This window comes from bacterium (assembly GCA_028820935.1).
Taxonomy (GTDB): Bacteria; Actinomycetota; Acidimicrobiia; order Spongiisociales; family Spongiisociaceae; genus Spongiisocius.
Genome location: JAPPHZ010000011.1, coordinates 58948 through 73426, shown reverse-complemented (window position 1 = coordinate 73426; position 14479 = coordinate 58948). Strand labels below are relative to the sequence as shown.

Genomic DNA, 14479 nt, shown 5'->3' with positions numbered 1-14479 from the left:
ACGTCGATGACCAGGTCAAGGCCATGGACTTCTACACCAACATCCTGGGGTTCCAAGAACACTCCAACATTCCCATCGGTGACGACTTCTGGATGACAGTCGTCTCGCCTGACGCCCCCGACGGGCCCCAGCTGCAGCTCGACCCGGCCGGCCACGCCGCCGTCACGCCCTACCGCAAGGCCTTGGTCGACGATGGCATCCCGCTGGCCCAGTTCGCCGTCGACGACGTCGAGGCCGAGCACCGGCGGCTCACCGAGGCCGGCGTCGCCTTCACGGTGCCCCCGACCGATGTCGGCGAGGTCTGGATGGCCGTGTTGGACGACACCTGCGGCAACCTCATCCAGATCGTCTCGCAGAAGCAGCACACCGACGTCACGCCCGAGACGGCGACACGTGATGGCAGGCCGCAGAGCACCCCGGCCATCAGGATCGAACTCACCGGCGTATTCGTTCACGACCAGGCGGAAGCCCTGGCGTTCTATGCCGACGTGCTCGGATTCCAGAAGCGCCACGACATTCCGCTTGGCCAAGACTCCTGGCTCACGGTGGTCTCGCCCGACGACCCCGACGGGCCCGAGTTGTTGCTCGAGCCATCACATCACCCGGCGGTCAAGCCCTACCGCGACGCCCTGATGGCCGCCGGCATCCCGCTGGCCCAGTTCGCCGTCGACGACGTCGAAGCCGAACACCGGCGGCTGACCGAGACCGGTGTCGCCTTCACGGTGCCCCCCACCGATGTCGGCGAGGCCTGGATCGCCGTGTTCGACGACACCTGCGGCAACCTCATCCAGATCGTCTCGATCAAGCCTTGAGGACAACCTCCGGTCGCTCGCTGTCCTCGACGGTCTCAAGGGATTCCAGCGTGACACCGTCGGTACGCATTCGAGCGGCTCTACCAGGCGGAGGACTCGACCCGCCGTTTCCTGGTGGCCGACGAGGTGAACCTCGGAAAAGACACTGGTGGCGCGCGGGGTGATAACTAAGGCGCTCGACCACCTGTGGGAGGGGCCCGGCAGTGTCGAGCAGATCGACATCGTCTATATCTGATCCAACGCACAGATTGCCCGGCAGATATGCCCGTCCGGCCCGCTTGATGAGGTACCGGCCACCTCGATGATGCTCCCGACCCGTACCGCTCTCGAGTACCCCACCTTGGACCACTTCCTGTTGGACGGTACCGACGTGCTCTTCATAGCAACTTCCTCAGACGGATGATTCCCGGAGTCTCGCAGTCCTCGCCCCCGTAGGGCACGTCGCCTCGATCAACCGCATGGTCGGCAACTGCTCCCGCTTCAGAACAGGGTCCGCGCCACCGAGACAACCCGGTAGTCACCCTCCACGATCGGGATCGCCCTCCACTTGTCGAAGGTGGTGCATGGATGCGAGATACCGAGTCCCACCAGATCGCCCACGGCCAGCGGCGTCTCTTCTTCCACGTCTATGAAGGCGTGCTGGTCGTTGAGGGCCACCGTCCGCATCGGTGGCGCCGCCTCGACCGCCGACCCGTCCCTCCGGCGCACCTTCTTGACGACCGGCAACATTGCGTCGAACGAGACGTCGCGCCGGCCCACGCCCACGATCGCCCTGGTCGGTTCCGGCCGCGACAGGACCGTCCCCCACACTTCGATGGCAGGGATCAGGTGCTCGGGATAACCGGTCCTGCCTGTCTCTTCCAAAGGAGAAGTGCCATGCAGCCAGCCGTCGTCGTGGGTCAGGTAGCAGCCGCTGCGGATCACCACCCGGTGGGGCCGGCCCAGGTCGGCACGGGAGAACCGTGCTACCACCCGGTCGAAGTAGGAGCTCCCGCCGGCGGTGAGGATCGGTTCGGCGGTGGGATCGAACCAGCCGCGCCCGGCAACCTCACAGGCCAGATCCACGATCTGATCGAGGAACGCGTCGACCACCTTTATGGCGCTGCGGTCACCCCGGGCGCCCAGGAGGCCTTCGAACCCGGCGACTCCCGTCAGCGAGAGATGCGCGGAGGAGGCTGCGGCGCCGGCAACCGTCAAGCCCTCCTCAGTGGTTCTCACGCCCGCACGTTCTCCGGGAATTCCAACCTCCACCAGGACCGGGAAGGGCCGGTCGGGTTGCAGCCGGCCCAGGACCTGGTCGAAGAAGGCCACACCGTCGAGCGAGTCGACGTAGCATGTGACGTCGAAGCCGTCTCTCCGGACTCCGGCCAGCCATTCGATCTCGCCGGGGGACACCACCTCATTGGCGATCAGCACCTTGGGAACGCCGCAATCCCGCATGACCATGGCCTGCCAGGTCGTGGCGGCGGTGATCGCCCAGACCCCGTCGTCCATCTGCATCCGGAACAGTTCGGGAGACATCGTGGTCTTGCCGTGGGGAGCAAGGTCCACCCCGTTCCGCAGGCAGAACGCTCGCATAGTCGCACGGTTGTGGTCGAGCGCGGAGCACAGGAGCACCGCTATCGGATAGGCGACATCGTTGTCGAAGATCGACCATCCGGTCCTGCCCTCGGCTCGGAGCGGAAACCCCTTCGGGCGGGGAGCATCATCGTCGTGGACTGACACCAACCCGGCGCCTTTCGCTGACCTAGAACACATCGCCGTCGCGTGCCGAATATACGGTACCCGAATAGTGGCGCTTGAATTCCTCCATTAACGCGTCGGGTTCATACGGGTCTGTGTAGTTTCGCTCATGCATCGTCACGAGCTGCTTGACGTTCATTTCAGTTGCGAAATCCGCCAGCTCCTTAGGACGAATGTGATACGACCAAATCGTTCTTGCCTTCTCTTCGACCGTCGCCCCGCCCCAGTTAGCGTTCGCAATCATATCCTCGGTAGATAGCTCGCAGAAGAATAGATCTGCATCCCGGGCTGCCTTGTCAAGCTGACCCTCTACGCGGCCGTCTCCGGACCATGCAATCACTCGATCCCGGGATGTGAAGCGATAGGCAAAGTTCTGTTCGAAACCGCCGTGCTTGTGGTGAAATGCTTCGATCTTTACATTTCCGTCTTGGTAGATTGTGCCCGAATCTTTGATCTCATGGGTAATCGTCCTGTGCGCATCCACATTCCTTTGCCGTGCCCCAGGACCGAACCTCCGTTCCTGCAAGTCTCCCTGATAGGCCTCTTCCAAGTGCTCCATCAAGCTCCGTGTTCCGACTGGCCCATAGACCTCCAGCGGAACTTCTCGCCCATAGGCCCAGGGCATGAGCCACACAGCCGGTAGTCCGATGGTGTGGTCGGAATGCAGGTGGGTCAGGAAGAGCCGGGTGAGCCTGTACGGGGCAAGGTGTTCGGCGATCAGATCAGGATGGGAAACCGCAGCCCAGGCAAGGCCGCGCCAGATCCCTTCACCGGCATCAATCAAGTAAGTCGAGTCGTTGACGATGACCGCCGCGCCGGGACCGTGCCGGTGCGGGTTCGGTGTTACTCCTCCGGAACCGAGCACTACTGCGAGTGTCGTCGCCCCGTCAGGCGCCAGGTTGCGGGGTGCTCCGGGCGCAAAGCGAATCTCACTGAGCAGCCATGGAGTTCCTCGGGTCGGAGTCATGTCAGCCTCCCCGAGTCGACTCGTGACCGGCTTCGGAGTCCCTTGTGCGAAAAGTCATCCATTCGCTAGCTCGGCTCTCGCCAGAACCCGCCCCACAGAATCGTTCGCACGGGCGCGGATCTCCATCGGATCGAGCTCCGTGAACTCGCCCCCACGAACGAGGACCTTTCCGTCGATGATCACGCTATCGACATCAGACGCCCTGTGCTCGTACACCACTTGCGCGATCGGGTCAACACCGGCATGGGGTTGGGTGTGGAGCCCGTCGCGGCGGATCACGATCACATCGGCCCGTTTTCCGGGCTCGAGAGATCCGAGTTCGTCCTCCAGTCCGAGCGCCCTTGCTCCCCCCAGAGTGGCCATCTCCAGCACGGACATCGCCGGCATACCACGAGGGCCGATCCGGGGCTTGTGCATGAGCGATGCCAGGCGCATCTCCTGGAACATGTCCAGGTTGTTGTTGCAGGGGGCACCATCCGCGCCGAGGCCCACGACGACGCCTCTCTCGAGGAACTCCGGCACCGGTGCGAAACCGGAGGCGAGTTTCATGTTGCACGAAGGACAATGGGCCACCTTGGTCCCGGTCTCCGCCAGGATCTCGATCTCGGGTTCGGTCACCCAAATGCAGTGCGCGGCGACCAATCGCGGGCCCGTCGCACCCAGGCCATGCAGATACTCGATATCGGTCGTGCTATCGATCGCGAGACGCTCGGTCTGCGTTTCGTTCTCGGCGGCGTGCGTGTGGATGACCGTATCGTGTTCGCCGGCCAGCGCGACTATGTCCGCCCATAGACCCTCGGTGCAATTGCGTGAACCACGGGGGCAGAACGCGACCTGCAGCCGGCCGCCGCCCTTGCCGTGAAACTCTTCTACAAGCTCGAGGCTCGCCTCGAGCGAGGCCTTGGTCTCCTCCCCGATCATCTCGGTTCCAGGCTCCCAGCGGTCCATCATCGCTTTGCCGCTGACCGCCCGGAAGCCGGTTTCGAGCACAGCCCGGAACGCCTCTTCGGTGTGACGGACGGTCTCCATCGTGAGCGCGCAGGTCGTCCCGCCGCGAATCAACTCGGCTATGCCCAGGCGCGCTGAGTCGTATATGGACTGCTCATCGTGGGCCTGCTCGAGCGGCCAGATACGCAGACGGAGCCAATCGATCACGTCCATGTCGTCCGCCATTCCACGAAAGAGGGTCTGGCACAAATGGACGTGGGTTTGGACGAACCCGGGTGTTACCAGGCAATCGGTCGCGTCGATGACCGTGTCGGCCTTCGTCCGCGCGGACGGGATCTCGAGGATACGCCCATCCTCGATATAGAGGCTCCCATCCAGGATCTGGCGGTCGGCGTTCATCGTGATGAGCGACCCGTTCCGGATCAGGATCGAGGAGGCGGTCTTCATCTCTGCTCAGAAGCCGCATGCAGGCGCTCGACGGCACCCAATGCGGTAGCGATGGCCGCGTCGATCCCCGCGGTGTATTCCTCCAGTTGCTGGCCCTGATAGGTGCTCTTCTGGCCTGTCACCAGGTTGGAGCCGGGTACGAGAATCGAGCCACTGGCCAGGCCACGGACCATGGCCACGGTGAAGAGCGCCGAGCTTTCCATCTCAAAGACGAGAACGCGTAGTTCCCGCCATTGGTCGATGATCTCGACCTTGCGCTCCCCCTCATAGAACGAATCGGTGCTTCGCACCAGCCCCAGATGGTATGGCGTACCCCCCGCCTCCGCGGTGGCCCGGAGGGCGGCGACCACGTCGGGATCAGCGATCGCCGGATAGATGGGGGGCGCGTACGTATGGCTCAGGCCCTCATCCCGAACGCCGGCCGTGCCGATGACCACATCACCGATTGGAATGTCCTCCGCGATGCTCGCACAGCTGCCGACTCGGATGAAGACCCTCCCCCCGGCCAACGCCAACTCTTCGACCGCTATCGCGACGGAAGGGGCGCCGACTCCGCTCGATGCCAGCGTCACCGGCGTACCTCGATATGAGCCGGTGTAGGCGACGTAGCCGCGTTCCCTGCCAACCGCGTCCGCCCTGTCCAGCCAGGTCCTGATTTTCTCAACGCGACCGGGGTCGCCTGAGAGCAGGACATATGGAGCAACGTCCCCGCCGCCCTTCACGCCCATGTGCGGCAGCGAACCGTCCGGCAACCGCAAGAAGCGCTCCGTCAAATAGTCTCCCATGTCTTCCTCCTCACTCCACGGGCCATACCGGGGCCACCTCGATCCCCGCCCTGTTCAACAGCGCCGGACCCCGCTCCTGAGCCTCCTCCAGGATTGCCGCCTCGTCGGCCACGAGCACCTGCCGGCCCCGCATCAACACCTGCCCTGCCACGATCACCGTGTCCACGTTGCCTCCATGCGCGGAATACACGAGGTTGGCGATCGGATCATGGACCGGCATCGTGTGCGGCCGCCGCAGGTCGACCAGGATCACGTCTGCCTGCTTCCCTGCCTCCAGCGACCCCAACTGGTCACCGCGCCCTATGGCACGGGCCCCTTCGATCGTCGCCATCTCCAGGGCATCCTCGGCTGTCAGCGTTGTGGGGTCCATCATCCTCACGTTGTGCAGCAGCGAGGCCGCTTTCATCTCACGGATCATGTCATGGCAGTTGTTGTTGGCCCCGGCATCACAGCCCAGCGCCACCGTAACCCCGGCGTTGCGCATCTGCGGTACCTTGGCGAAGCCCTCCCCCATCTTCATGTTGGCCGAGGGGCTGTGGACCAGCCGGGTATCGGTTTCGGCAAGGATCGGGATCTCCTCCTCGGAAAACCAGGTGCCGTTGATGAGCAGCACGTTGGGCCCCAGGAGGTCGTAGCGACGGGCGAACTCGGCCGGAAGCATGCCGAACTCCCGGTGGAAGAAGGGAGGATCGTCGATGGTGCCGGCGAAATGGACGGTGATCCCCGTGCCATGTTTCGCAGCGAGCCGAGAGACCCTGCGGTAGAAGTCCGGCGAGGCGCTGGCTGGTGGCTCCTCCCGCGGCACCAAGGGCCCGAGCCACACCTGCAGCCGGCCACCGGCCGCATCGTGCCAGGCGCCAATCCCCCGCTCGGCGTCGGCCAGGGACTCCTCCTCCCCGCTGAACCCGCCGGTATCCACAATGCTCTCGTCGCGCGCGAACAAAGCGTCCGGCAGGACGTACTTCGCCAGCACGGCACGCATCCCCATGTCAACCACCGCCTGCGCCAGCCCGTCGAAGTCATAGTGGCTCGGCACTATCGAGTCGACAAAGCAGGTCGTGCCGGACTTGATCATCTCCAGCATGCACAGTTTCAGACTGATCCGGGCATCCTCCTGGGTGCGCTGATTCAGCAGCGGCCAGATCACCTCCCGGAGAAAGGGTCTCCAGGGCAGGTCGTCGGCGGCACCCCGCAGCAGCGCCTGATCCGAGTGAGCGTGGGCATCGATCAGCCCGGGCAAGGCCAGCATTCCATGGCCGTCGAGTCGCTCCGCATCCGGGTGGCGGAGGGACAAATCGGACGCTTTACCGACATCGGCGATGCGGTCGCCCGCCACGGCGATCGCGGCGTCGGTGATGATGCGCCGCTGCGCATCGACCGTCACCGCCGTCACGTTGTTGATCAGAAGCATGTTCGTGCCCTTCGGACTCGTCATGGGCGCCAGCCCGCCTACCTCAGTTGAATCCGCTGGTGACCACCCCTTCGACGTAGTAACGCTGTAAGAACAGGAAGAGAATGATAAGTGGCACAGTGCCGATGAACGCGCCTGCGAAGATGAGTTCCCATAAGACATTTTGGTCCGTAAAGAGACGAGAGATCGCCAGCTGGACCACCGTCAGATCCGGGTCTCGGGTGACGATAAGCGGCCAGAGGAACGCGTCCCACGAAAACACGAACTTGACAAAGGCAGCGCTGACCAGCGCGGGCCGTATGTTTGGCAACATCACGTTCCAGTAGACCCGGAATAACGAGCAACCATCTACGATGGCAGCGTCCTGTAGCTCATCAGGGATATCTCGAAAATGCTGCCTAAGCAGGAAAATGATAAAGGCATCCGTAACCCAGGGTAAGAATAGAGCCGCATAGGTATCGAACAGTCCCAGGCGCTGTATAGTCAAGAACACCGAGACCATGATCGTCTCAAACGGAATCAGAATCGTAGCGAGGATCAACACGAACACGATTTCGCGGCCGGGAAACTTTATTCGGGCAAGGGCAAAGGCAATCATACTACCGATGAACAATGTAATGGCTACTGTGACGAGTGCGATGACCATGCTGTTAGCCAGTGCCCGACCAAAGTTGCGCTCGAAGAACAAATGGCGAAAGTTGTCAAGCGTAGGCGCCAGTGGGATAAAGGTTCGCCACGAGACCGGATTTACGTAACGGAAGATCTCCTCCCGGGGCCTAAAGGATGAGCCCGCCAACCAAAGGTACGGGAAGACAAAGAAGAAGGCGACCCCGATCACTACCGGCAAGCGGAGCACGGCCCAGCTACGTTGGCGTGGGCCGGTCAGGCGATCAGATCGCCGCCCTACTATTCTCGAGTACATGAGAGTCGGGAGGTTCGAGTCATTGTTGATCACCTCGCCCTGGACGCGCGAAGCGAGTAGACGCTTATGACCAGTAGGAACAGGGCAAGCAACACGGATATCGCTGCGGCATATCCCATCTTGTTGAAGCGAAACGCGTTCTCAAATATATAGAGCACAACAACCCGAGTAGCATTGATGGGTCCGCCTTCTGTAATCAGGAAGATGGGGGTAAACACCTTGAACGCAGTAACCGTGTTAGTGATGAGCAAGAACACCACAGTGCCGCGCAGCAGCGGGAGGGTGATATAACGAAAGAGTTGACGGCCGTTCGCACCGTCCGTCGCGGCCGCCTCATAGTAGTTCCGCGGGATGCTCACCAAGCCGGCCAGGAAGAACAGCATGCTGAAGCCGACGTTCTTCCAGATCATGAGCAGCGCAATCGAGGGCATGGCCTGTTGCGAGCTGGTGAGGAACGGCTGAGGCGGCACACCGACACCGGCCAGCAGGCTGTTGATCAAGCCGCTGTTTGGATGATACATCAACCCCCATATCACACTCACGACAACCATCGAAGTAACAGTTGGGACCAATATGATGGTGCGGAGCCAAGCCGGACCACGCCGTACGAGTAGTGCCAGGGCGAGGGCCAGGGCCATTTGTAGTGGAACTTCCATAAGAAAATAGATCGCTGTGTTCAAGAAGGTAAGGCCGAGCAGCGGGTCGGTTGCTGCAGTTCGATAGTTGTCGAAACCGGTCCATGCTTGGCTGCCGGACATCAGGTTGTAGTCCTGGAATCCCAGAATCACAGCTTGAATCGTCGGCCAGTACCAGAAGATGGCAAGGCCAACGAGCGCCGGCAAGCTTAAGAGAAGTGCGGAGCGATAGCGCTCTATCGCATGCGCACTAGGTTTCCTTATATCCATATTGTCGGTCCTTGGGCCACCCGAGGCCGTTCCCGGGCCTGGATAGAGATCACGAAACTCGAGTTAACCCAGATTGCCGCTCTCCAAGCGAGTTGAGAGCGGCAATCTGGTAGAGGGCGTACCTGGCCTAGGACTATCCGAATTGAGCCAACTGGGCATCGAGTTCAGTAACAGCTGCGTCTACAGCTGCCTCAATGTCCGCTCCCTGTGCGATGTCCAGCATCAGGTCGCCGACGATTTCGGCGTATATCGCGCCGCCGGGACCACCAGGTGCTGCGTAGGCAACCGTGAGGAGCTCATCTTTGAAGATGCTAAGCGGACGGACCTGAAACTCTTCGAGCTCGTTCAGCAAGGAAACGCGTGCGGGCATATCACTCGTTACCTCATAGTAAGCCCTAAAGCCCTCGATGCTTGAGAGGAACTGTACAAAGGCCTTGGCCTCATCCTGGTTGTCGCTCTTAGACGCGACCGTGGGCATGAAGTGGCTGGCGTGCACGACATGCGTCTCAAGATAGGGAATCGGCATGATATCCCAATTGAGGTCCGGGAACACGTTATTGAGCACGCTGCCCCACGCTGAGAACGAGATCATCGTCGCAGCTTGTCCGTTACCGAACGCGTCCGGTACATCACCTTGAGGCGCAAGACCATGTTCCACATACAGATCCTGCCAGAATTGATAGGCTTCCATGGCCTCAGGGGTGTCCAGGTATCCCGACACTTCTGTACCGTCAGCCGAGAGGGCCATGAACGTGTTCGAGCCCGGCTCGCCATTGCTGCGGATTACCGGCAGCGACCATGAGATGCTTCCTGGAGGGTTCGACAGGAACACCAGCCCCCAGACATCACCCGCATCGCTCTCTGCGCTCGCCGCTACCTTGGAGACGTTCTCTACGAATTCCGGCCAGGTCCAGGCGTCCTCCACAGTGGTCGGCGGCTCGACTCCTGCTGCCGCGAACATATCCACGTTGTAGAACACGCCCTGCGTTGATATGAAGAACGGTCCGGCATACATGCTGCCTTCGTGAGTTGCTTGAGCTACCAGGCTGGGAAGGAAATCGTCCACATCGGATTGCTCAAAGATGTCATCCAAAGGAACGATGGCTCCGTTATACGCGTAGGAGATCACCGCAGAGCTATCAACCAAGGCGACGTCGGCTGGGCTATCACCAGCGAACTGGACGGGCAGCAGGCCACCATACTCCCGGAACGGAACTGATTCCATCTCGATCGTAACGTGAGGATTCATCTCCTGATAGGCAGCGATTGCCGATTCAAAGCCGGGTCCGCGACCAGCGCCTTCAGGGAACATGAAGCGGAGCGTTACGGGCTCCACCTCCTCGACCGGAGCAGCCTCCTCGACGGGAGCAGCCTCCTCGACCGGAGCAGCCTCCTCAGCCGGTGCTGGTTCTTCATCAGCCGACTGACAGGCGGCAAGGGCGAACGAAAATGCGAGGACGAAGACGAACAGATACCGTATCTTGCTTCTCATGCTCCACTCCCTAGTCTTCGATAGACCTCTAGCGGAGCCTCTCGCCCATCGGCCTGGGGCAGGAGCCACACAGCCGGTGGTCCGATCGTATGGTCGAATGCATATGGGTCACAAAAAGCCTAACGAGCCCGGCGCGGACATGCGGGGTGGAGTGGTAAAAAACTCCTGAAGGGTCGAGGGCTCACGCCCGATGTTGTGCCTGGGTACGGGTCGATTCTGTTGACCGCTCGGAGACGGAGGTGGAATCGACCCGGAGTGGTCGAAATGCCCTCACATCTCACGTGTCTGCGCGTTGCTGGTCAGATGTCGATCACATCCAACTCATCGGCAAGGATCACCTCGCCGTCGTAGATACCCTCAACGTCGGATCTGGCCCGTGCCTCCGACTCCTCACCCTCGAGTCCGGGTCCCCTATGGACCAGGATCAGCTTCCCGACCTCCGCCTCACGAGCCATCCGCGCCGCACCCTTCGTCCCGGTCTGGCCCGGAGCCTCACCGCACTCCTCCATCGCATCCTCGTGGTCCCAGCACATGCTCACCAGGGCGGTCGCCCCCGTGGCGAGAGCCACCACGGAGTCGCACGGCTGTGTGTCCCCGGTCACGACGATGCTCGCCGTCGGTGTCTCGATCCGGTACGCGAGAGAGTCGTGGAACGGCTGCACGTGGACGGCTTCCGCGGACCGCACCAGCCAGTCGGGGCCCTCGATCACGGAACCGGGACCGATATCCGCGGCGTCCACCACGGGAGCCGGGCGCGGTAGGACGCCCCCTCGGTTCACGAAGACCCGCTGGCTCACCGGCGTCCTCACCCGGGCCTTCCAATCGTGGGCGAAGACCCCGTCCTCACCGATCAGGCCCTCCGTGATGCCGGCCGTTAGCGTCGGTCCCCGTACCTTGAGCGTGTTCTCCCGGCCGATGCTCTGGTCCCACCTGCAAAGAAGGAAACAGGGGTAGTCGGCGTCGTGATCGAAGTGATGGTGCGTGAAAAAGAGATGATCGATGCGGGTCGGCCACAGACCCGCCTTCACCAGCTTGTGGGTGGCGGCCGGACCGCAATCGAACATGACCAGGTCAGATCCGGTGTCGACCACAAAGGCCGTGCCGAAACGTTGCGGCGTCGGTGTCGGCGTCCCGGCACCGATGACATGGAGTCTGCTCACGCGGCTCCTTCCTACCACCCGCAGCCTCGATCCTGCGCCGGCCGTTGCTCGCTTCCGCCGGGCGCGTACAGCCGTAGCATCACCATCGGAACTTCGGGACCGGCGGTGGTCACAACCGTACTCGCCGCCACCCCTGCGTGTCGTAACCGGCGGGTACCAACCCACCTGCAAACATGAACGGCATGAGGCCGCGTACCGACATGCGGGGCGAGGTAGTTGCCGTCGTATTGCTCACGGGTCTGGCGACTGCCCTTCCGTTCGCAAATTCGGCCGGCATGGTTGCCGCAGGCGGGATCGCCGCGATCTTGCTGGCAACCATCGCCATGGTCCGGAAGATGCCCGCGGCGGGTGCCATCGGCGTTCTGCTGGTGGCCTTCCTCCTGCTCGGGCTCACGGGCCTGCGGCCGAAACGGTTGCTGTTCGGTCTCGCTGTTGTCGTATACGTGGTGGTCGCATCGCGATTGCCGTGGTTGCGTGAGGTTGCCCCCTGGCGCCGGGCGTGGTCATGCAACCTCCGGCAGGGAGCCGTCGGCGCCGCGGTCGGCCTGGTCGCAGGATTGGCCGTCTGGGCGTGGTACGAGCGGAGGCCGGAGCAACTGGCCGACATCGTCGAGATAACCCGGGACTGGTCCATCTGGACCCTCCTGTCCCTCGGAGTTCTCGCCGCCGTGGTCAACGCCGTGGTCGAAGAGGCCGTCTACCGGGGGATCATCCAGGATTCGCTCGAGAGGGTCCTCCGACCTGGCGTCACAGCACTGGTGATGCAGGCGGCCGTCTTCGCCGCTCTCCACTTCCCCACCGGCATCCTGCAAGGACTCGGCGGAGTCGTACTCGCCTTCCTCTACGGCCTGGTGCTGGGCCTGTTACGTCGGCGATCCGGCGGCCTGGCCGTGCCGGTCATCGCGCACGCCGTGACCGATCTGGCGATCCTGGGGGTCGTGCTGGCTCAGTTCGTCGCATAACCCACCATGCGGCGACCAGGGAGCCAACCAGGTTGGCTATCAGGTCCTGCATGTTGTTGGCGTAGGCACCCAACCGGACTTCCCCGAGGGTCACGCTGGCCAGGTACTCACCGATCTCGATGAGGGCCCCGACGGTGTTGGCCCCGAGGATCACCACCACCGCGGCTCTGATACCACTGCCGGCTGCCAGCATCCGGCGCGTCGCCTCCCAGACGGCCAACCCGGCGGCGCCCAGACCGAAGACATGGACCAGGTGGTCGTAACGGACGAGCCCGAACCAGACCTGCCTGTAGAGGATGGATCCGGAGATTTCGAGGTTGGCGCCCGCCATGTGGCAGAAGCCGACTATGCACAGCAATACGAGCACGTGGGTGGAGAAGCGAACCAGCCCGTCGAGATATGCCATGAGGCCCACGGCGAAGACCATCCAGACCAGATAGGCGTACACCCCGGCCGCATCGGTAGCGATGCCGTACGCGGTCCACACGGCCACGTAAAGAACTGTCACTCCGGCGAGCACGGGGTGCCGCCTGGCAGCCGTCGCGAACCATGCTGTGCTAGGGCTCATGGGTAACCATCAAGAGTGTCGACCGAAACAGCTGAACTCCGCTGCCCCAGGGAGTCTGGGGGTCCGAAGCCCACCCGGGTACCAGGCTTCTTCAAGTTCGTGACAGCTTAGGTGCAACTCGAGCCGGCCTCATCACGTCATGATGACGAACCCGCCTTGCGCCGCATGCAGCCACTCCCTGGACAACACGGAGGAACTCTCCCGGGGGGCAGAACAGTCCGTGCCAGAATGGAAGCGTTGCGCCGTATCCCCACCCCGTAAGGGACTCTTGAGACTTCTTCGGCTTTACAAGGGACTGAGGTCCACATATCGCGGCTCGGACGTCACCCGTCGCGTGCGACGCTTCGATGGATGGACCGGCCGGGCTTCGGCGGACGGTGAGGACGCCAAGGGCTACGAGCACGCTGAGACCGTCAGGGAGTATTACGACCTTTGCAGCGAGTTGATGATCTTCGGCTGGGGAGAGTCGCTGCACTTCGCTCCGCTTTCTCCCGGCGAGAGCCTGGAGGACTCCAAGATCCGGCATCAGCGGCTGATGATCTCCAAGCTGGAGTTGCGTGAGGGCATGACGGTGGTCGATATCGGTTGCGGCATCGGCGGTCCGATGCGCCGTGTCGTTCGTGAGGCCGGCGTCAGGGTCTTAGGGGTCAACTACAGCGAAGTCCAGCTGGCCAAGGCGAGGTCGTTGAGCGCCGAGGCGGGCATCGACCACATGGTCGACTACCTCGCTACCAGCTTCATGGACATGGGCGCCATCGCAGACGGCACGTACGACAGGGCATACGCGATCGAGTCGACATGCCATGCGCCGGACAAGGTCGGCGCCTTCACCGAGATCTACCGCGTGCTGAAGCCCGGCTCGCTCTTCTGGGGCCAGGAAATGTGCCTGACCGACAGGTTCGACCCCCACGACAGCGAGCACCGGGCCATCAAGGCGGACCTGATGCACGGCATCGCGCTCAAGGACATCGCCACGACGGATGAGGTGGACCGTGCGCTCGCAACAGCGGGATTCGAGGTTGTCGAAGGCATAGACCGGGCCGTCGACAGGACCCACCCCTCGAAGCCCTGGTACCAGCCCATGGCCACCCGTATGAGGATGCAGAACCTGAAGGCTCACATCGGGATGGCCGGCCTCGCCGAGGCCCTTCGGGTGCTCCCGAAGGGCACCAAGGATGTCGTCAGGCTGCTGAATGCGACCGCCGGCGCGTATGTCGCAGGCGGCAGGACCGGGATCTTCACGCCGCTGTACTGCTTCCTGGCCCGCAAACCCCTTTAGGCAAAGTAGAACCCAAAAGCGACACGAATGTCGTCACAGAAAGTGGTCTATAATGGACCAGTTCATCCTAGGAGAATC

At 62.5% G+C, this 14479-nt stretch carries 13 protein-coding genes and 2 pseudogenes; 5 read left to right on the top strand and 10 right to left on the bottom strand.

Annotated elements, in window-relative coordinates:
• The 3 genes and pseudogenes from OXM57_02485 to OXM57_02475 all read left to right on the top strand — a co-directional run bounded on the left by OXM57_02485 (position 1) and on the right by OXM57_02475 (position 1044).
• Positions 1-356: pseudogene (locus tag OXM57_02485) on the top strand (VOC family protein).
• Positions 357-422: 66 nt separating this feature from the next.
• Entirely contained in the window at positions 423-812 is a 390-nt protein-coding gene (locus OXM57_02480; GenBank protein MDE0351549.1) for a VOC family protein, read from the top strand.
• 25 nt (positions 813-837) lie between these two features.
• Positions 838-1044: pseudogene (locus tag OXM57_02475) on the top strand (hypothetical protein).
• A gap of 248 nt (positions 1045-1292) precedes the next feature.
• Here the strand turns inward: OXM57_02475 and OXM57_02470 are convergent.
• The 9 genes from OXM57_02470 to OXM57_02430 all read right to left on the bottom strand — a co-directional run bounded on the left by OXM57_02470 (position 1293) and on the right by OXM57_02430 (position 11592).
• Positions 1293-2537, bottom strand: coding sequence for an alanine racemase (locus tag OXM57_02470; GenBank protein MDE0351548.1), 1245 nt, complete (start codon positions 2535-2537; stop codon positions 1293-1295).
• A 22-nt stretch (positions 2538-2559) separates the two neighbouring features.
• The gene (locus OXM57_02465) at positions 2560-3522 is read right to left on the bottom strand and encodes an MBL fold metallo-hydrolase (GenBank protein ID MDE0351547.1); all 963 of its coding nucleotides are present in this window, start codon (positions 3520-3522) and stop codon (positions 2560-2562) included.
• Between the two features lie 54 nt (positions 3523-3576).
• On the bottom strand, positions 3577-4917 hold the full coding sequence (locus tag OXM57_02460) for a 5'-deoxyadenosine deaminase (GenBank protein ID MDE0351546.1): 1341 nt from the start codon (positions 4915-4917) through the stop codon (positions 3577-3579).
• The gene (locus OXM57_02455) at positions 4914-5702 is read right to left on the bottom strand and encodes a nucleoside phosphorylase (GenBank protein ID MDE0351545.1); all 789 of its coding nucleotides are present in this window, start codon (positions 5700-5702) and stop codon (positions 4914-4916) included. Before OXM57_02455 ends, OXM57_02460 begins: the two co-directional genes overlap by 4 nt.
• A gap of 10 nt (positions 5703-5712) precedes the next feature.
• The gene (locus OXM57_02450; protein MDE0351544.1) at positions 5713-7137 is read right to left on the bottom strand and encodes an amidohydrolase; all 1425 of its coding nucleotides are present in this window, start codon (positions 7135-7137) and stop codon (positions 5713-5715) included.
• Positions 7138-7156: 19 nt separating this feature from the next.
• Positions 7157-7951: a carbohydrate ABC transporter permease gene (locus tag OXM57_02445; GenBank protein ID MDE0351543.1), complete on the bottom strand. Its 795-nt coding sequence runs from the start codon at positions 7949-7951 to the stop codon at positions 7157-7159.
• A gap of 113 nt (positions 7952-8064) precedes the next feature.
• Positions 8065-8940 (bottom strand): sugar ABC transporter permease, encoded by an 876-nt coding sequence (locus OXM57_02440; GenBank protein ID MDE0351542.1) that lies wholly within the window; start codon positions 8938-8940, stop codon positions 8065-8067.
• 133 nt (positions 8941-9073) lie between these two features.
• Complete coding sequence (locus tag OXM57_02435) at positions 9074-10432, bottom strand: extracellular solute-binding protein (GenBank protein MDE0351541.1); 1359 nt, start codon at positions 10430-10432, stop codon at positions 9074-9076.
• Positions 10433-10731: 299 nt separating this feature from the next.
• Positions 10732-11592, bottom strand: a complete 861-nt coding sequence (locus tag OXM57_02430; protein MDE0351540.1) for an MBL fold metallo-hydrolase — start codon at positions 11590-11592, stop codon at positions 10732-10734.
• Positions 11593-11774: 182 nt separating this feature from the next.
• Here OXM57_02430 and OXM57_02425 point away from each other — a divergent pair, with 182 nt between their 5' ends.
• Positions 11775-12554 carry a type II CAAX endopeptidase family protein gene (locus OXM57_02425; GenBank protein ID MDE0351539.1) on the top strand — a complete coding sequence of 260 codons (780 nt, stop codon included), beginning with the start codon at positions 11775-11777 and terminating at the stop codon, positions 12552-12554.
• Here OXM57_02425 and OXM57_02420 read toward each other — a convergent pair.
• Positions 12490-13122: a hypothetical protein gene (locus tag OXM57_02420; protein MDE0351538.1), complete on the bottom strand. Its 633-nt coding sequence runs from the start codon at positions 13120-13122 to the stop codon at positions 12490-12492. The two genes, OXM57_02425 and OXM57_02420, sit on opposite strands and share 65 nt — an antisense overlap.
• Before the next feature lie 334 nt (positions 13123-13456).
• On the opposite strand from OXM57_02420, the gene OXM57_02415 reads away from it, so the two are divergent.
• Positions 13457-14401 (top strand): class I SAM-dependent methyltransferase, encoded by a 945-nt coding sequence (locus OXM57_02415; GenBank protein ID MDE0351537.1) that lies wholly within the window; start codon positions 13457-13459, stop codon positions 14399-14401.
• Positions 14402-14479 lie beyond the last annotated feature (78 nt).

Excerpts from the sequence above, each read along its gene's own strand:
- OXM57_02450 (MDE0351544.1), bottom strand. The coding sequence starts at position 7,137 with ATGACGAGTCCGAAGGGCACGAACATGCTTCTGATCAACAACGTGACG.
- OXM57_02440 (MDE0351542.1), bottom strand. The coding sequence starts at position 8,940 with ATGGATATAAGGAAACCTAGTGCGCATGCGATAGAGCGCTATCGCTCC.
- OXM57_02465 (MDE0351547.1), bottom strand. The coding sequence starts at position 3,522 with ATGACTCCGACCCGAGGAACTCCATGGCTGCTCAGTGAGATTCGCTTT.
- OXM57_02435 (MDE0351541.1), bottom strand. The coding sequence starts at position 10,432 with ATGAGAAGCAAGATACGGTATCTGTTCGTCTTCGTCCTCGCATTTTCG.
- OXM57_02455 (MDE0351545.1), bottom strand. The coding sequence starts at position 5,702 with ATGGGAGACTATTTGACGGAGCGCTTCTTGCGGTTGCCGGACGGTTCG.
- OXM57_02425 (MDE0351539.1), top strand. The coding sequence starts at position 11,775 with ATGAGGCCGCGTACCGACATGCGGGGCGAGGTAGTTGCCGTCGTATTG.
- OXM57_02420 (MDE0351538.1), bottom strand. The coding sequence starts at position 13,122 with ATGAGCCCTAGCACAGCATGGTTCGCGACGGCTGCCAGGCGGCACCCC.
- OXM57_02460 (MDE0351546.1), bottom strand. The coding sequence starts at position 4,917 with ATGAAGACCGCCTCCTCGATCCTGATCCGGAACGGGTCGCTCATCACG.